This is a genomic window from Alterinioella sp. B-7 (genome assembly GCF_056857775.1).
The window spans coordinates 1-16,405 of sequence record NZ_JBSXNT010000024.1 but is presented as its reverse complement, the minus strand read 5'-3'; the positions used below and the strand labels follow the sequence as shown (position 1 = coordinate 16,405).

Below are 16,405 nucleotides of genomic sequence, written 5' to 3'. Positions count from 1 at the left end.
TCCGGTCGGCTTCCGGGCGCAAGGAATAGCAAGAATGCTGCGAACGCAAGTTCCGTTTCGCCGCAGCGTAGCGAAATATTCTTGCGCGATCACGCGGCGCGCGCCGAAGGGTGAAGAATGGTTATTCGCGCCTTAACCATTACTTTGCTATTTTATGAGCATAGTCGGGACGATCCGCCGCTCATGGCGGACCCGATCCAATCGGGGGACGAGCTGCGGGACGGATCCGTTGCCTACCCACCCCTTTCGGATGCCGATCCCCGTCAGCCTGCCCCCTTCGACCTGAAAGGCAGGACCATGACACAGGCAATCAGACTGATCACCGGGGCGCTGGCGGTCATCCTCACCACCGGCACGCTCCACGCACAGGCCCCAAGGGCCGTCTGCGGCGCGCGCGACCAGGTCGTCGAGACGCTGACCGGGCGCTTCGGCGAGGTCGCGCAAAGCTGGGGCATGGGGCCGGGCAACCGCATCGTGGAGGTCTTCGCGTCCGAGGAAACCGGCACCTGGACCATCACCGTGACCGACGCCAACGGCACCACATGCCTTGTCGCCTCGGGCCGCTACTGGGAAAACCTGGCCCCGGTTCCGGTGGGCGAAGCGCTATAGGGCGGTGCAATCGCTGATGGCATACTGCGGTATACAGTGACGATTTGCACCAGTCGGCGCGAAAAACAACGTGATATCCGACCGTTAGAACGCCCGCGCCCGGTAACGCCCGACCAGTGGCCTATGGGGCCGTATTGCAGGGGCCTTGCACGACTCTCCCAGTGGGGATAGGCCACGCTCCAATATCAACGGAGCTTCGGAGAACGTCTCTCATGGCCAGACCCAAGATCGCCCTTATCGGCGCAGGACAGATCGGCGGCACGCTTGCCCATCTGGTAGCACTCAAGGAACTGGGCGATGTCGTCCTGTTCGACATTGCGGATGGCATCCCCCAGGGCAAGGCCCTGGACATCGCCGAGGCCGGCCCCGCCGCCGGGTTCGATGCCGATATGAAAGGCACCACCGATTACGCCGACATAGCGGGCGCCGATGTGGTCATCGTCACCGCCGGTGTGCCGCGCAAGCCCGGCATGAGCCGCGACGACCTGCTTGGCATCAACCTGAAAGTCATGAAATCCGTCGGCGAGGGCATTGCCGCCAACGCGCCCGACGCGTTTGTCATCTGCATCACCAATCCGCTGGACGCAATGGTCTGGGCGCTGCGCGAGTTTTCCGGCCTGCCGCACAAGAAGGTCGTCGGCATGGCGGGCGTGCTCGACTCGGGGCGTTTCCGGCATTTCCTGGCCGAGGAATTCGGCGTCTCGATGCGCGATGTCAGCGCCTTCGTGCTTGGCGGGCATGGCGACACGATGGTGCCCTCGGTGCGCTATTCCACCGTCGGCGGCATCCCCCTGCCCGACCTCGTCAAGATGGGCTGGACCACGCAGGAGAAACTGGACGCCATCGTGCAGCGCACGCGTGACGGCGGCGCCGAGATCGTCGGCCTGCTGAAGACCGGATCGGCCTTCTACGCGCCCGCCACCAGCGCCATCGAAATGGCCGAAGCCTATCTGAAAGACCAGAAGCGCGTGCTGCCCTGTGCGGCCTGGTGTGACGGTGAATTCGGCCTCGACGGCATGTATGTCGGCGTGCCCACCGTGATCGGCAAGGACGGGATCGAGCGCATCGTCGAGATCAACCTGTCGAAGGAAGAACAGGCCGGGTTCACCAAATCGGTCGAGGCCGTCAAGGGCCTGATCGAGGCCTGCAAGGGCATCGACGAGAGCCTGAAGTAAGGCACATCCCGCGCGGGTATCGCAGGGGCCGGGGGCATCGCCTCCGGCCCTTTTCCGTTTGTCACCCCGGCCCGCCTGGGACAGCATGCTGTCGGTCGACCCCGCGATTCGGGGTCGATTCGCCGTGCGAAGACCGGAATTGGCACGGGTTTGAACTTATGTGATCACAGGCCCAATTCGTGTGATCACAAATGTCGGATTTCCCCGCGAATCCCTGAAAAGCAACTGGATTGCTGTTTCTTTTCAACATCCGGTCATGTTTAGACTGCCCCAACCGAAAGCAACACGGGACAGTTTCATGAACATTCATGAATACCAGGCGAAGGCTCTGCTTCGCCAATACGGTGCCCCGGTCAGCGATGGCCGCGTGGTTCAGAAAGCCGAAAACGCCAAGACAGCCGCAAGCGAGCTGGACGGCCCGCTCTGGGTCGTGAAGGCGCAGATTCACGCCGGCGGGCGCGGCAAGGGCAGCTTCAGGGAGGCCGATGCCGGCGAGCAGGGCGGCGTGCGCCTGGCCAAGTCGGTCGAAGAGGCCGCCGAGCACACCAAGAAGATGCTCGGCCGCACCCTGGTGACGCATCAGACCGGCCCTTCGGGCAAGCAGGTCAACCGCATCTATATCGAGGATGGCTCGGGCATCGAGACCGAGATGTACCTGGCGCTGCTGGTCGACCGGCAGATCAGCCGGATCTCCTTCGTCTGTTCGACGGAAGGCGGCATGGATATCGAGGAGGTCGCCGCCGAGACGCCCGACAAGATCCTGTCCTTCAGCGTTGACCCTGCATCCGGCTACCAGCCGTTCCATGGCCGCCGCGTGGCCTTTGCCCTCGGCCTCCAGGGCCAGCAGGTCAAGCAATGCGTGCAACTGATGGGCATCCTCTACAAGGCCTTCACCGAGAAGGACATGGAGATGCTGGAGATCAACCCGCTGATCGTGACGGATAATGGAGACCTCAAGGTGCTGGACGCCAAGGTCGGGTTCGACGGCAACGCGATCTACCGCCATGACGACATCGCGGCCCTGCGCGACGAGACCGAGGAAGACCCCAAGGAACTGGCGGCCTCGAAATACGACCTGAACTATATCGCGCTGGATGGCGAGATCGGCTGCATGGTGAATGGTGCAGGGCTTGCCATGGCGACGATGGACATCATCAAGCTCTACGGGGCCGAGCCTGCGAATTTCCTCGATGTGGGCGGCGGCGCCACCGCCGAGAAGGTGACCGAGGCGTTCAAGATCATCACCTCCGATCCGAACGTGAAGGGCATCCTGGTCAATATCTTCGGCGGCATCATGCGCTGCGACATCATCGCCGAGGGCGTGGTCTCGGCGGTCAAGGAAGTGGGCCTTCAGGTGCCGCTGGTGGTGCGCCTGGAAGGGACCAATGTCGAAAAGGGCAAGGAGATCATCAATTCCTCGGGCCTCAACGTCATTGCCGCCGACGATTTGAAAGACGGCGCGCAGAAGATCGTGAAAGCAGTGAAGGGGTAAGGGATTTGCGAAGCCTGTCCATATTGTCTTTCGCAGCAGTTCTTCAGGTCATCAGCGGTTCTTTTCCGACGCTGACCTACGCACAGACTAGCGAGCCCACCATAAGCGTCGGTGACGTTGCTGGCCAAGTATTCGAACTACTGTGTCTCCAATCGACTTGGCGGTCAGGCGGCGAGTCCCAAACCGTCCTCGCAGTCGGATTTGAGCACTTAATTTCGGCAGCTGATCGGAGGGTTTACCGAAACGGAGTCTTAATGCTTGCGTATGATCAAGGCCCTGGGACCGAAGGTTGCACACTTTCCTCACAATATGGTGAATTTAGTTCAGTGTTGTCATCCATTTCGCGCTCTACCTGGTTGGACGATCGTCTAACTACAGCTGTCGTTGAGGATGGCCTTCACCGTTGGAGCTTGCCGAATACTCCGGGGGAAATCTGGCTGTCAGACCGTCCAAATTCTCCTACGACTGGATTCGCTTTGAGTTGGCACCCCTCGTTGTAGATTCAGGAATTTAGAGACAATCAGAACGAAAACCAAAAGGAGACGACCATGACTGCCATCATGAAACTCGCGATTGCCTCTGTCCTCGTGCTCGGCCTGGCGGGCTGCTCGCGGGAACTGGTGCGCAACAACGGCCATTCGTTCTTTCCGCCGATCTCGACCGACGGGATGGAGCGGGTGCTGGATGATCCGGGCCATCCCGGCGTGATCCTGAACGGGCAGGCCGTCACCGCCACCCGCCACTACTGACCACCCCGGCTGGAGACCAGGAGCATCTGAGCCCATGACTTCCCTTCCCCATTGGCGGCTCTTGCAGGGCCTCTGCATCGCGGGGGCCGTCGCGTTTGCGGCAGGGCAGGCCGTGGCCGACGAGGCCCCTGATACCGCCGCGCTGGCGCAATCGGCCTTCGCCGCGATCTGCACCAATCCGGGCCAGACGGCGGCGGTGATGGAGGCGCGGATGCGGGCGCATGTGGCCAACGCGGGCGGCTCGGGCCTGCCCTTCGGGACCAGCTTCTACGACACCACGCTTGGCGACACGCCGGATGATCCGACGCCCGGCACCAATCGGCGCTGCGAGGTGTCCTTTCCCGGCGACCATGTCGAGGACGCGACCGAGACCTTGCGGAGCGCCATGCAAGGCCCGCCTGTCTTCGGCACCGTCACCGAGTTGCCAGACGGCTTCGAAGCCCATGACGGCACACATTTCATCCAAGCCCGCCTGCTGAACGCCCGCGGCATCCGGGCCGTTGTGCATGTGGGCACGCGGGACGGGTCGGACGGCCAGGAAACATTCATCAACGTGGAGCGGCTGCCGCCGCCCGCCGACTAGAACCAGAAAAAGAGGGACAGGCAACATGGCCGTACTCGTCGACGAAAACACCAAGGTTATCTGCCAGGGCTTCACCGGCAGCCAGGGCACCTTCCATTCCGAGCAGGCGATCGCCTATGGCACCAAGATGGTCGGCGGCGTGACCCCCGGCAAGGGCGGGCAGACGCATCTGGACCTGCCGGTTTTCAACTCGGTGCATGAGGCGCGCGCGACAACCGGGGCGAATGCCAGTGTCATCTATGTGCCGCCACCCTTTGCCGCCGACAGCATCCTTGAGGCCATCGACGCCGAGATGGAGCTCATTTGCTGCATCACCGAAGGCATCCCGGTGCTGGACATGATGCGGGTCAAGCGCGCGCTGGAGGGCTCCAAGTCGCGTCTGGTCGGCCCCAACTGCCCCGGCATCATCACGCCCGACGCCTGCAAGATCGGCATCATGCCGGGCCATATCCACAAGCGTGGCTCGGTCGGTGTCGTTTCCCGCTCGGGCACGCTGACCTATGAGGCGGTGAAACAGACCTCCGATATCGGCCTCGGCCAGTCCACCGCCGTGGGTATCGGCGGCGACCCGATCAAGGGGACCGAGCATATCGACGTGCTGGAGATGTTCCTGGCCGATGACGAGACCCAGTCGATCATCATGATCGGCGAGATCGGCGGCAATGCCGAGGAAGACGCGGCGCAGTTCCTGGCCGACGAGAAGAAAAGAGGCCGCTGGAAGCCGACCGCCGGTTTCATCGCGGGCCGCACCGCCCCTCCGGGCCGCCGCATGGGCCATGCCGGTGCCATCGTCGCCGGTGGCAAGGGCGGGGCCGACGACAAGATCGAAGCCATGCGCGCCGCCGGGATCGTGGTGGCCGACAGCCCCGCGACGCTCGGCGAGGCGGTGCTGGAGGCGATTGGGTGAGGTGATGGCGGGTCTGCGAACATCCATGATGTTGTCGGTTGGAGCGATACTTGTCGCCCTGATCGGGCCCGCTGCATCTGCGCAGTCGATGGATGACAGTCTCACGGCTGCTTTTAACCTTTGCCTGTCGCCGCCGGACAGTCCGGACGCGGCGCGTGAAGTGCTGGATGACAGCGGCTGGCAGCCGTCGGAAGACGCAACCGCAATTGCGCTCTACAATGCTGTTGTCGCCTTCAACTTCAATGCAGCCGACCTTGCCTATACATTCACCAATGCCGGTTTCATGGCAGCATCGGTGTTGGGGAATTCCGCACTTGGCCCGGATCAGGTCGGGATGGAATTGGATGGCTACCGGATAGCCGTTCTGGGCATCTCGGAAGGCACGCCCTATTGCGTTCTCACAGGCCCGGACCAGTTGTTGGCGTTGCTGGAGCGGATAGGCTTCGAACAAACGACGCAACAGATTTCGGGCGTTTTGGGGCAGACCATGGGATCGCTTCCAGGTGGCCATCAAGTCGCAGCCGCTCGTTTCGATCTCGCGGCGCTTGAGCCCTTGCTCATGGCATCCGACCTCCCCGAGGACCGGGTTTCTCAGATATTATCGACTATTTCTCCTTCAACCGTTCACATTGCATATTCGGAGGGTTCCGAATGACAGCCTTCGAACGTCCATCAGCATCCCCAGTCACGAAGCCCGCAGCGACGCCTGACAGGCGGCGGTCGCGACGGTCTGTCAGCCACCGCACAAGATGAGGAAGGACATGCCCATCAGACCCATCATCTGCGTCATCGCCATCGCGACCCTGTCGGGATGCGCCGCAAGTGAGCCTCAGGCGCCGTCCGCGCCGGTGAATACCGCCGCGCCCTTCCCCCTCGCCGATAGCCGTATCGTCGGGCAACCCGTGCCCGGCGCGATCCTGGTGGAGATCGATGCGGTGCAGGGGATCATTCCGAACGTCCGTGGCGCGGCCCGGGAGTGGTGCGGCGGCGCGGCCCAGGTCTCGCCGGTCAGCTCCGATCTCTCCGCCCTCGGGATCAATCGCGAGACATGGATGGTCCGATGCCAATGATGCCCATTTCCCCAACCGACGCCGACCGGACCGCTTGCCCCATGCGGGCGGGGCGGATCGTGGGGTGGGTGCTTGGCGGTCTCATGGCGCTGATCCCCGGCGCGGCGATCGCCCAGGACGCCCCCCTGCACACGCCCTGCCTGACCGCCCATGCCGACCTGTCCGGCTACATCGCCGCGATGGAGTCCGAGGGCTGGACCCAGCTTGAGACCGATAGCGAGGCCTGGCGTGCCGCCGTGGCGGTCGTCTACCAGCCGGTGCAGGCGATGCAGATCCTGCCCGCCCCCTTCGAAAGCCTCGAGGACGCGACCCGGTTCGCGGAATCGGCGGCGGAACGCGGCGCGCGGGCCTATCAATACGGCACAGGCGTCTTCTTCCGCGACGGGGTTTCGGCCTCGATCCAGCTTGGCCCGCCCATGGGCGACAGCCTGAGGCTGTCCTGCGTCTTCGCCGCCCCCGACCTGCCGCAAGCCACTGAGATGCTGGCCGAAGACGCGATGAGCCGCGACGGCATCGGCGTGAGCATGGCGACCGAGGACATCGCGGTTGCTGGGCAGGACGTGCCCGCCCGGCTGGATGCGCTGCGGCTGGACGGCACGCCCGTTTTCACCGCCATGCTTGCCGGGCGCGAGGCCCTGATGCTCACCTGGCGGTTTGCGCCGCCGACATGACCGACATTTCCATTCCCCATCCTCGAACGAGGTAAGAGCCCATGACCGACCAATCCCCCAACGACGCCTTCCAGGCCTCCAGCTTCATGCAGGGCCACAATGCCGAATATCTGGAGCAGCTCTACGCCCAATACGCGCGCGATCCCGCCGCCGTGGACCAGGCCTGGGTGGAGTTCTTCAAATCGCTCGGCGATGGCGAGGCGCAGGTCAAGGCCGAGGCCGCGGGCCCGTCCTGGGCGCGCGCCGACTGGCCGCCGATGCCAGGAGACGACCTGACCCATGCCCTGACCGGGGAATGGCCCGACACGGCGTCCGCCGAGGCAAAGGCGGCGGCCAAGAAGATCGCCGACAAGGCGTCCGAAAAGGGCGTTTCGGTCTCGGACGAGGCGGTGCGCCGCGCGGTTCTGGACAGCTTGCGCGCGCTGATGCTGATCCGGGCCTACCGCATCCGGGGGCATCTGGTGGCCGATCTGGACCCGCTTGGCATGCGCGCCCACACACCGCATCCCGAGCTTGACCCGGCGAGCTACGGCTTTGTCGATTCCGACATGGACCGGCCCATCTTCATCGACCAGGTGCTTGGCCTCGATGTCGCCTCGATGCGGCAGATCCTGGAGATCGTGAAGCGGACCTATTGCGGCACCTTCGCGCTGCAATACATGCACATCTCAAACCCCGAGGAGGCCGGCTGGCTGAAGGAGCGGATCGAAGGTTTCGACAAGGAGATCAAATTCACCCGCGAGGGGCGCAAGGCGATCCTGAACAAGCTGGTCGAGGCCGAGGGCTTCGAGAAATTCCTGCATGTGAAATACATGGGCACCAAGCGCTTCGGCCTCGATGGCGGCGAGGCACTGATCCCGGCGATGGAGCAGATCATCAAGCGCGGCGGCGCCCTGGGCGTCAAGGACATCGTCATCGGGATGCCGCATCGGGGGCGTCTTTCGGTGCTGGCCAACGTGATGGCCAAACCCTACCGCGCGATCTTCAACGAGTTTCAGGGCGGCAGCTTCAAGCCCGAGGACGTGGATGGCTCGGGCGATGTGAAATATCACCTCGGCGCGTCCTCGGACCGCAGTTTCGACGGCAATTCGGTTCATCTCAGCCTGACCGCGAACCCCAGCCACCTTGAGGCGGTGAACCCCGTCGTCCTGGGCAAGGTGCGCGCCAAGCAGGATCAGCAGAACGACTCGGACCGGACCGCGGTTCTGGGCATCTTGCTGCATGGCGACGCGGCCTTTGCGGGGCAAGGCGTGGTGGCCGAGGGCTTCGGCCTGTCCGGTCTGCGCGGCCACCGCACCGGCGGCACGATGCATATCGTCGTCAACAACCAGATCGGCTTTACCACCGCGCCGCATTTCAGCCGGTCCAGCCCCTACCCCACCGATATCGCGCTGATGGTCGAGGCGCCGATCTTCCACGTCAATGGCGACGACCCCGAGGCCGTGGTCCACGCCGCCCGCGTCGCCACCGAGTTCCGCCAGAAATTCCACAAGGACGTGGTGCTGGACATCTTCTGCTACCGCCGGTTCGGTCATAACGAGGGCGATGAGCCCATGTTCACCAACCCGATCATGTACAAGAAGATCAAGAAGCAGAAGACCACCCTTCAGATCTACACCGACCGGCTGGTGAATGACGGGCTGATCCCCGAGGGCGAGATCGAGGATATGAAGGCCGCCTTCCAGAGCCATCTGAACGATGAGTTCGAGGCCGGAAAAAGCTACAAGCCCAACAAGGCCGACTGGCTGGACGGGCGCTGGAGCCACCTGGACCGCGAGGGCGAGGAATATGAGCGCGGCCAGACCGCGATCAAGCCCGAGACCTTCGAGGAGGTCGGAAAGGCGCTGGTCACAGCCCCGGACGGCTTCGCCCTGCACAAGACGGTCGGGCGGCTTCTGGACGCCAAGAAGGAGATGTTCGACAGCGGCAAGGGCTTTGACTGGGCCACCGCCGAGGCGCTTGCCTTCGGCAGCCTCCTGACCGAGGGCTACCCGGTGCGCCTGTCGGGTCAGGACAGCAGCCGCGGCACCTTCAGCCAGCGTCATTCCGCGCTGGTCAGCCAGGAGACCGAGGACCGCTACTACCCGCTCAACAACATCCGCGAGGGGCAGGCGCAATACGAGGTCATCGACTCGATGCTGTCGGAATATGCCGTGCTCGGGTTCGAATACGGCTACAGTCTAGCCGAACCCAACGCGCTGGTCGCCTGGGAGGCGCAGTTCGGCGATTTCGCCAATGGCGCGCAGATCATGTTCGACCAGTTCATTTCCTCGGGCGAACGCAAATGGCTGCGCATGTCGGGCCTCGTGATGCTGCTGCCGCATGGCTATGAGGGCCAGGGGCCGGAACACTCCTCGGCCCGGCTGGAGCGCTGGTTGCAGATGTGCGCCGAAGATAACTGGATCGTCGCCAACTGCACGACGCCCGCCAACTACTTCCACATCCTGCGCCGCCAGATCCACCGCGATTTCCGCAAGCCGCTGGTCCTGATGACGCCGAAATCGCTGCTGCGTCACAAGCTGGCGATCAGCGATGCCGACGATTTCACCACCGGGTCCAGCTTTCACCGGGTGCTGTGGGATGACGCCCAGAAGGGCCATTCCGACACCGAACTGGTGGCGGATGACCAGATCAAGCGCGTCGTCATGTGCTCGGGCAAGGTCTATTACGACCTGCTGGAAGAACGCGACAAGCGCGGGATCACGGATGTCTACCTGCTGCGGCTGGAGCAATTCTACCCGTTCCCGGCGCTGGCCCTGGTCAAGGAGTTGGAGCGCTTCAAGGGCGCCGAGATGGTCTGGTGCCAGGAAGAGCCCAAGAACCAGGGCCCGTGGAGCTTTGTCGAACCCAATATCGAATGGGTATTGAGCCGGATCGGCGCCGATCACACGCGCCCGCGCTATGCCGGGCGTCACGCCGCCGCGTCGCCCGCGACCGGCCTCGCCTCCATGCACAAAGAACAGCAAGCCGCACTCGTCAACGATGCGCTCACGATCGAAGGGAAGTAATCCATGTCCGTAGAAGTCCGCGTGCCCACCCTGGGCGAAAGTGTCACCGAGGCGACCATCGCAACCTGGTTCAAGAAACCGGGTGACTCTGTCGCCGTAGACGAAATGCTCTGCGAGCTGGAGACCGACAAGGTGACGGTCGAAGTGCCCTCGCCCGCCGCCGGAACGCTGGCCGAGATCGTGGCCGAGGAAGGCGAGACCGTCGGCGTCGACGCGCTGCTGGCGACGCTGGATGCCGGTGACGGGGCCTCTGACGGCGGGTCCAAAGACGATGCCGAGGAGAAGCCCAAGGCGAAACCGGATGCCGATGAGACCCCCGCGAAGGGAGGCAACGGCTCCACCGATGTGATGGTGCCGACATTGGGCGAAAGTGTCACCGAAGCGACGGTGGCCACCTGGTTCAAGCAGGTCGGCGATGCCGTCAGCCAGGACGAGATGCTGTGCGAGTTGGAGACCGACAAGGTCTCGGTCGAGGTGCCCGCGCCCTGCGGCGGCGTGTTGACGGAAATCGTCGCCCCCGAGGGCACCACGGTCGATGCCAAGGCCAAGCTCGCGGTGATCTCGGGCAGCGCGGATGGCACGGTCGAACCCGGCCCCCGCCCCGACGCGTCGGAAGAAAAGGCCCAGGCCAGCAGCGGCAAGGACGTGGAAGACGCCCCCGCCGCCAAGAAGATCATGGCCGAAAAGGGCATCGACGCGGCCAGCGTCAAGGGCTCGGGCCGCGATGGCCGGGTGATGAAAGAGGATGTGGTGAAGGCCGCCGCAGGCTCCGCCCCCGCCAAGACGGAAAGCCCCGCCCAAGCCCCGCGTGCGCCCGATGCCGCCGAAGATGCCGACCGCATCGAACGCGTCAAGATGACCCGCCTGCGCCAGACCATCGCCAAGCGCCTGAAGGACGCCCAGAACACCGCCGCGATCCTGACCACCTACAATGAGGTGGACATGACCGAGGTGATGGCGCTCCGCAACACCTACAAGGAGGCATTCGAGAAGAAGCACGGCGTGCGCATGGGCTTCATGTCCTTCTTCACCAAGGCCTGCTGTCACGCGCTGAAAGAGGTGCCCGAGGTCAATGCCGAGATCGACGGCAATGAAATCGTCTACAAGAACTTCGTGCATATGGGCGTGGCCGCCGGCACGCCGCAGGGCCTTGTCGTACCGGTCATCCGCAACGCCGACCGGATGAGCTTTGCCGAGATCGAGAAGGCGATCGGCGAAAAGGGCCGCCGCGCGCGGGATGGCAAGCTGTCCATGGCCGAGATGCAGGGCGGCACCTTCACCATCTCGAATGGCGGTGTCTATGGCTCGCTGATGTCCTCGCCCATCCTGAACCCGCCGCAATCGGGGATCCTGGGGATGCACAAGATCCAGGACCGCGCGATGGTCGTGGACGGCGAGATCGTGATCCGCCCGATGATGTACCTGGCGCTCAGCTACGATCACAGGATCGTCGACGGCAAGGGGGCAGTGACGTTCCTGGTGCGCGTGAAAGAGGCGCTGGAGGATCCGCGTCGGTTGCTGATGGATTTGTAAGCGGTCCAAGCGGAAGAATTTTGCCCAAAATTCCTCCGCCCTGAAAAATCTTCGGGAAGATTTTCCCCGCCCACGCGCCCGGCCCGTCACAGGACCGGGCGCTTTCATTTGCCAAATTTTGACCTCTCCTTCATACTGTCGCCAAAGCGCCCTCGAGAGCGCGGATCCGAGCAGTCACCGAGTGAGGCACGCGATGAGCAGTCGCTTTGGCACCCGAACCGTCCTGTCCTGCATGCGCAACGAGGGGCTCTTTCTGCTGGAATGGGTCGCCTTCTACGGCGCGCTCGGCTTCGACAACCTCGTCGTCATCACCAATGACTGCACCGATGGCACCGACCTGATGCTGGACCGGATGCAGGAAATGGGCCTCGTCACCCATCTGCGCAACAATGCCTATGGCGCGGAAAGCCCGCAGATTTTCGGGCTGCGCAAGGCGAAGGAGGAATTGCCCATCGTGGGTGAGGCCGACTGGCTTCTGCATGTCGACAGCGACGAGTTTCTCAACATCTTTCACGGGCAGCACGGCATCGACGACCTGATCGAGGTCGCGCAAGACTTCGACGCCTGTGCCATCGCCTGGCGGCCCTTCGGCGATAGCGGTCACAAGATCTGGCCCGGCGGCACGGTGCTGGAAAACTTCATCCGCTGCGACAAGAAACCGTTCTGGAACAATGCCTTCCACAAGGCCCTGCTCCAGCCGCGCAAGTTCCAGGGCATCCATGTCCATATGCCGAAACACCCGCTCCGCCCCGACGCGCGCCAATGCAACGCCATGGGCGAGGAGATCGACGCCGCCGCGCTCTATACCGCCGCGCATGAACGCCATCGCGGCATGGACCGGGCCAAGCTGACCTGGGAGGGGGCCTGCCTGAACCATTACACGATCAAGTCCGAGGATCTGTTCCTGCTCAAGAACGACCGTGGCGACGGGGCCAACCAGGGCGGCACGAAACGCTACCTCAACTCCACCTTCCACCGCCGCTACAACACCAATCGCCGCTCCGACAGCTCGATCCTGCGGCACATGCCCGAGGTCAGCGAAAGGATGGGTGAGATGCGCGCCGATCCCCTGCTGGCGACGCTGGAACAGGCCGCGCAGATCTGGTGGGACAACCGCCGCGACCGCGTGCTGACGCCCGAGCGTATCGCCGCATGGACCCTGCCGGTCGAGGGCGCAGACACCCCCGCGAAGGCCGCCTGATGGAAAGCCGCCACGGGTCAAAGGTCGTGCTCAGCTGCATGCGCAACGAGGGCATGTTCCTGCTGGAATGGATCGCCTATTACCGCGTGATCGGGTTCGAAAGGGCCGTCGTCGTCACCAACAATTGCACCGACGGCACCGACCTGATGCTGGATCGGCTGGAGCAGATGGGTTATGTCCGCCACCTGCGCAATGACTGGCGCGGGGCGGGACGGCCGCAGATGGAATCCTTGCGCATCGCGCGCGAGGAGGTCGATGATCTCGTGCTGGCCGAATGGTGCCTGCATGTCGACAGCGACGAATTTCTCAATGTCACCTGCGGCGACGGCCATGTCGATGACCTGCTGGACCTGATGCCGCCGACCGAGGCGGTGGCCATCGCCTGGCGCCTCTTCGGCAACAATGGCCACAAGACCTGGCCCGGCGGGCTGGTGACCGAGAATTTCACCCGCGCCCGCGCTGAACCGGCCTGGAATTCCTGCCTGCACAAGGCCCTGTTCAAGGCGCGCAAGTTCAACACGATCTCGATCCACATGCCCAAGAACCCGACCCATCCGAAGGTGCGCAACCACAACACGCGTGGCAATGCCATCACCACGGATTCGATGTTCAAACCGGCCCATGAACGCCACCGCAAGATGGACCGGGCGGAACTGACCTGGGACAACGCCCAGATCAACCATTACGCGGTGCGCTCGGACGATACCTTCCTGATGAAGAACGACAGGGGCGCGGCGAATACGCTAGGCCTGGGCAAGTATTTCATGGACTCGATCTTCTACACCCGCTGCAACCGCAACGATATCGAGGATGCGTCGATCCTGCGCATCCTGCCCGCGTTGAAGGAGGAGCTTGAGGAGCTGCGCGACGACATGATCCTCTACCATCTCGAACAGGCCGCGCTGCACTGGTTCCATGAGCGCCGCGATCGCATCCTGACCCCCGAGAAGATCGCCGAGTGGACAACCGACCCCGCCGATCTGCCACAGGCCGCCGAATGACCCAGGAACTGACCGCCCTGACCTTGGCCGCGCTGCTGCAAGTGGTGCAATTCGTCATCATGGCCGTGCCCGCGAACATCCAGCTTGGCCCCGCCAAGACGACCGGCCCGCGCGACCAGCCGCTGGAATTGCACGGGCTGGCCGGGCGGCTGAAACGCGCGCAGGACAACCATTTCGAGGGGCTGATCCTGTTCTCCATCGCCGTCATGGTCATCACCGTCTCGAACCAGTCCAGCGCCGTGACCGTCACCAGCGCCTGGGTCTACCTGGTCGCGCGCATCCTCTATGTCCCGGCCTATGTGATCGCCGTCGGCATGTGGCGTTCGGCGATCTGGGGGCTGGGATTCCTGGCCACTATCGTGATGCTCTGCGCCGCCTTGGTCTGAGCCCGCCCATTTGTGATCACACAATTCGGCACGCGGAGAAACGCGCGCGAAAAACCGCCCCGATTTTGGCACCGCTTTCCAATTCCGGTTGACCTCGCGTCGCGAACGGCCCAAACCTTGGGGAAATCGGCCCCGTGCCTCTGACAAGGAGACCCTGACATGGCAAGCTATGACGTGATCATCATCGGTTCCGGCCCCGGCGGCTATGTCTGCGCCATCCGCTGCGCGCAGCTGGGTCTGAAAACGGCGGTGGTCGAGGGGCGCGAAACGCTCGGCGGCACCTGCCTCAATATCGGCTGCATCCCCTCCAAGGCGCTCCTGCATGCCAGCCACATGCTGCACGAGGCCGAGCACAACTTCGCCAAGATGGGCCTCAAGGGCAAATCGCCGTCGGTCGACTGGCCCGCGATGCTGGAATACAAGGACGAGGTGATCGGCCAGAACACCAAGGGCATCGAATTCCTGTTCAAGAAGAACAAGATCGACTGGCTGAAGGGCTGGGGCTCGATCCCCGAGGCGGGCAAGGTCAAGGTCGGCGACGACACGCATGAGGCCAGGAACATCATCATCGCCTCGGGGTCGGAGCCCTCATCGCTCCCCGGTGTCGAGGTCGATGAAAAGGTCGTGGTCACCTCCGAGGGCGCGCTGAGCCTGTCCAAGACGCCCAGGAAGATGGTGGTGATCGGCGCGGGTGTGATCGGGCTGGAGCTTGGCTCGGTCTATGCCCGCCTCGGGGCCGAGGTCACGGTGATCGAATATCTCGACGCCATCACACCGGGCATGGACGGCGAGGTCGCCAAGACCTTCCAGCGCATCCTCAAGAAACAGGGGATGAATTTCGTCATGGGCGCGGCGGTCTCCAGCGTCGAGGCGCTCAAGACCAAGGCCAAGGTGAACTACACCCTGCGCAAGAAGGAGAGCGAGCACCAGATCGACGCCGATGTCGTGCTGGTCGCGACGGGGCGCAAACCTTACGTCGACGGCCTCGGCCTCGACAAGCTCGGCGTCGAGATGACCGACCGTGGCCAGATCAAGACCGACGATACCTGGGCCACCAGCGTCAAGGGCATCTACGCCATCGGCGACGCCATCCCCGGCCCGATGCTGGCCCACAAGGCCGAGGATGAGGGCATGGCGGTGGCCGAAGTACTTGCGGGCAAGCATGGCCATGTGAATTACGGCGTCATTCCGGGCGTCATCTACACCACGCCCGAGGTCGCGACCGTCGGCAAGACCGAGGAGGCGCTGAAGGACGAAGGCCGCGCCTACAAGGTGGGCAAGTTCTCCTTCATGGGCAATGGCCGGGCCAAGGCCGTGTTCCAGGGCGAAGGCTTCGTCAAGATCCTGGCCGACAAGGAGACCGACCGTATCCTCGGCGCGCATATCATCGGCCCCTCGGCGGGCGATCTGATCCACGAGGTCTGCGTCGCGATGGAATTCGGGGCCAGCGCGCAGGACCTGGCGCTGACCTGCCACGCCCACCCCACCTATTCGGAGGCCGTGCGGGAAGCCGCGCTCGCGTGCGGCGATGGCGCCATCCACGCCTGAACCGCGCAGCATGCGCGTCATCTCCGCCTGGCGCGCGACCTACGTGTCGGCGCTTGTCGTCCGCGCGGGCGACAGCGTCACGCCCGGACGGATGGACGACGACTATCCCGGCTGGCAATGGGTCACGAATGCCAGCGGCCTCGGCGGCTGGATCCCGGCCAGCCTGCTGGAGGGGGGCCGCGTCGCGTCAGATTTCGACACGGCGGAACTGACGGTGCATCCCGGCATGACCGTCACCAGCCTCAAGACCCGCGCCGGCTGGCACTGGTGCCGTGATCACGCGGGCAACGAAGGCTGGCTCCCCGCCTCGCACCTTGCCCCGACCTGACCTTTCTTTGTTCCGCAAATATCCAGTCCGTTTGGATTATGCGATGATGGTTGCGGGCGGGAGCTCGTAAATATCCAGATGCTTTGAGCTTTCAAAGACATCGTCTCCGGGCTTGAGCCCCGCCCGCATTGGTTTGTCCTGCAC

Annotated in this window: 16 protein-coding genes; all 16 read left to right on the top strand. The window is 63.7% G+C overall.

Going from position 1 to position 16,405, the window contains the following annotated elements:
* Positions 1-297 precede the first annotated feature (297 nt).
* The 16 genes from AC13C7_RS04810 to AC13C7_RS04735 all read left to right on the top strand — a co-directional run bounded on the left by AC13C7_RS04810 (position 298) and on the right by AC13C7_RS04735 (position 16,261).
* Positions 298-609, top strand: a complete 312-nt coding sequence (locus AC13C7_RS04810) for a hypothetical protein (RefSeq protein WP_446122169.1) — start codon at positions 298-300, stop codon at positions 607-609.
* Between the two features lie 212 nt (positions 610-821).
* Positions 822-1,784, top strand: a complete 963-nt coding sequence (gene mdh / locus AC13C7_RS04805) for a malate dehydrogenase (protein ID WP_446122168.1) — start codon at positions 822-824, stop codon at positions 1,782-1,784.
* A gap of 298 nt (positions 1,785-2,082) precedes the next feature.
* Positions 2,083-3,276, top strand: coding sequence for an ADP-forming succinate--CoA ligase subunit beta (sucC, locus tag AC13C7_RS04800; protein ID WP_482866763.1), 1,194 nt, complete (start codon positions 2,083-2,085; stop codon positions 3,274-3,276).
* A gap of 548 nt (positions 3,277-3,824) precedes the next feature.
* Complete coding sequence (locus tag AC13C7_RS04795) at positions 3,825-4,025, top strand: hypothetical protein (RefSeq protein ID WP_172319545.1); 201 nt, start codon at positions 3,825-3,827, stop codon at positions 4,023-4,025.
* A 34-nt stretch (positions 4,026-4,059) separates the two neighbouring features.
* Positions 4,060-4,608, top strand: coding sequence for a hypothetical protein (locus AC13C7_RS04790; protein WP_172319544.1), 549 nt, complete (start codon positions 4,060-4,062; stop codon positions 4,606-4,608).
* 25 nt (positions 4,609-4,633) lie between these two features.
* Complete coding sequence (gene sucD, locus AC13C7_RS04785) at positions 4,634-5,515, top strand: succinate--CoA ligase subunit alpha (protein ID WP_482866762.1); 882 nt, start codon at positions 4,634-4,636, stop codon at positions 5,513-5,515.
* 88 nt (positions 5,516-5,603) lie between these two features.
* Positions 5,604-6,170: a hypothetical protein gene (locus AC13C7_RS04780; protein WP_482866761.1), complete on the top strand. Its 567-nt coding sequence runs from the start codon at positions 5,604-5,606 to the stop codon at positions 6,168-6,170.
* 106 nt (positions 6,171-6,276) lie between these two features.
* Complete coding sequence (locus tag AC13C7_RS04775; protein ID WP_482866760.1) at positions 6,277-6,585, top strand: hypothetical protein; 309 nt, start codon at positions 6,277-6,279, stop codon at positions 6,583-6,585.
* Between the two features lie 41 nt (positions 6,586-6,626).
* Positions 6,627-7,256: a hypothetical protein gene (locus tag AC13C7_RS04770; RefSeq protein WP_482866759.1), complete on the top strand. Its 630-nt coding sequence runs from the start codon at positions 6,627-6,629 to the stop codon at positions 7,254-7,256.
* Positions 7,257-7,297: 41 nt separating this feature from the next.
* The gene (locus tag AC13C7_RS04765) at positions 7,298-10,264 is read left to right on the top strand and encodes a 2-oxoglutarate dehydrogenase E1 component (RefSeq protein WP_172319541.1); all 2,967 of its coding nucleotides are present in this window, start codon (positions 7,298-7,300) and stop codon (positions 10,262-10,264) included.
* Positions 10,265-10,267: 3 nt separating this feature from the next.
* Positions 10,268-11,797, top strand: a complete 1,530-nt coding sequence (gene odhB / locus AC13C7_RS04760) for a 2-oxoglutarate dehydrogenase complex dihydrolipoyllysine-residue succinyltransferase (protein WP_482866758.1) — start codon at positions 10,268-10,270, stop codon at positions 11,795-11,797.
* A gap of 193 nt (positions 11,798-11,990) precedes the next feature.
* Positions 11,991-12,998: a glycosyltransferase family 2 protein gene (locus tag AC13C7_RS04755; protein ID WP_482866757.1), complete on the top strand. Its 1,008-nt coding sequence runs from the start codon at positions 11,991-11,993 to the stop codon at positions 12,996-12,998.
* On the top strand, positions 12,998-13,999 hold the full coding sequence (locus AC13C7_RS04750) for a glycosyltransferase family 2 protein (protein ID WP_482866756.1): 1,002 nt from the start codon (positions 12,998-13,000) through the stop codon (positions 13,997-13,999). Before AC13C7_RS04755 ends, AC13C7_RS04750 begins: the two co-directional genes overlap by 1 nt.
* A complete protein-coding gene (locus AC13C7_RS04745) occupies positions 13,996-14,385 on the top strand; it encodes an MAPEG family protein (protein ID WP_482866755.1) in 390 nt (129 codons plus the stop codon). Before AC13C7_RS04750 ends, AC13C7_RS04745 begins: the two co-directional genes overlap by 4 nt.
* Positions 14,386-14,544: 159 nt before the next feature.
* Positions 14,545-15,933 (top strand): dihydrolipoyl dehydrogenase, encoded by a 1,389-nt coding sequence (gene lpdA / locus AC13C7_RS04740; RefSeq protein WP_172319536.1) that lies wholly within the window; start codon positions 14,545-14,547, stop codon positions 15,931-15,933.
* Positions 15,934-15,943: 10 nt separating this feature from the next.
* Complete coding sequence (locus AC13C7_RS04735; protein WP_482866754.1) at positions 15,944-16,261, top strand: SH3 domain-containing protein; 318 nt, start codon at positions 15,944-15,946, stop codon at positions 16,259-16,261.
* Positions 16,262-16,405 lie beyond the last annotated feature (144 nt).

What these genes read in the sequence shown, in the direction of transcription:
- AC13C7_RS04810 (WP_446122169.1), top strand. Translation starts at nt 298, where the DNA reads ATGACACAGGCAATCAGACTGATCACCGGGGCGCTGGCGGTCATCCTC.
- mdh (WP_446122168.1), top strand. Translation starts at nt 822, where the DNA reads ATGGCCAGACCCAAGATCGCCCTTATCGGCGCAGGACAGATCGGCGGC.
- sucC (WP_482866763.1), top strand. Translation starts at nt 2,083, where the DNA reads ATGAACATTCATGAATACCAGGCGAAGGCTCTGCTTCGCCAATACGGT.
- AC13C7_RS04795 (WP_172319545.1), top strand. Translation starts at nt 3,825, where the DNA reads ATGACTGCCATCATGAAACTCGCGATTGCCTCTGTCCTCGTGCTCGGC.
- AC13C7_RS04790 (WP_172319544.1), top strand. Translation starts at nt 4,060, where the DNA reads ATGACTTCCCTTCCCCATTGGCGGCTCTTGCAGGGCCTCTGCATCGCG.
- sucD (WP_482866762.1), top strand. Translation starts at nt 4,634, where the DNA reads ATGGCCGTACTCGTCGACGAAAACACCAAGGTTATCTGCCAGGGCTTC.
- AC13C7_RS04780 (WP_482866761.1), top strand. Translation starts at nt 5,604, where the DNA reads ATGGATGACAGTCTCACGGCTGCTTTTAACCTTTGCCTGTCGCCGCCG.
- AC13C7_RS04775 (WP_482866760.1), top strand. Translation starts at nt 6,277, where the DNA reads ATGCCCATCAGACCCATCATCTGCGTCATCGCCATCGCGACCCTGTCG.
- AC13C7_RS04770 (WP_482866759.1), top strand. Translation starts at nt 6,627, where the DNA reads ATGCGGGCGGGGCGGATCGTGGGGTGGGTGCTTGGCGGTCTCATGGCG.
- AC13C7_RS04765 (WP_172319541.1), top strand. Translation starts at nt 7,298, where the DNA reads ATGACCGACCAATCCCCCAACGACGCCTTCCAGGCCTCCAGCTTCATG.
- odhB (WP_482866758.1), top strand. Translation starts at nt 10,268, where the DNA reads ATGTCCGTAGAAGTCCGCGTGCCCACCCTGGGCGAAAGTGTCACCGAG.
- AC13C7_RS04755 (WP_482866757.1), top strand. Translation starts at nt 11,991, where the DNA reads ATGAGCAGTCGCTTTGGCACCCGAACCGTCCTGTCCTGCATGCGCAAC.
- AC13C7_RS04750 (WP_482866756.1), top strand. Translation starts at nt 12,998, where the DNA reads ATGGAAAGCCGCCACGGGTCAAAGGTCGTGCTCAGCTGCATGCGCAAC.
- AC13C7_RS04745 (WP_482866755.1), top strand. Translation starts at nt 13,996, where the DNA reads ATGACCCAGGAACTGACCGCCCTGACCTTGGCCGCGCTGCTGCAAGTG.
- lpdA (WP_172319536.1), top strand. Translation starts at nt 14,545, where the DNA reads ATGGCAAGCTATGACGTGATCATCATCGGTTCCGGCCCCGGCGGCTAT.
- AC13C7_RS04735 (WP_482866754.1), top strand. Translation starts at nt 15,944, where the DNA reads ATGCGCGTCATCTCCGCCTGGCGCGCGACCTACGTGTCGGCGCTTGTC.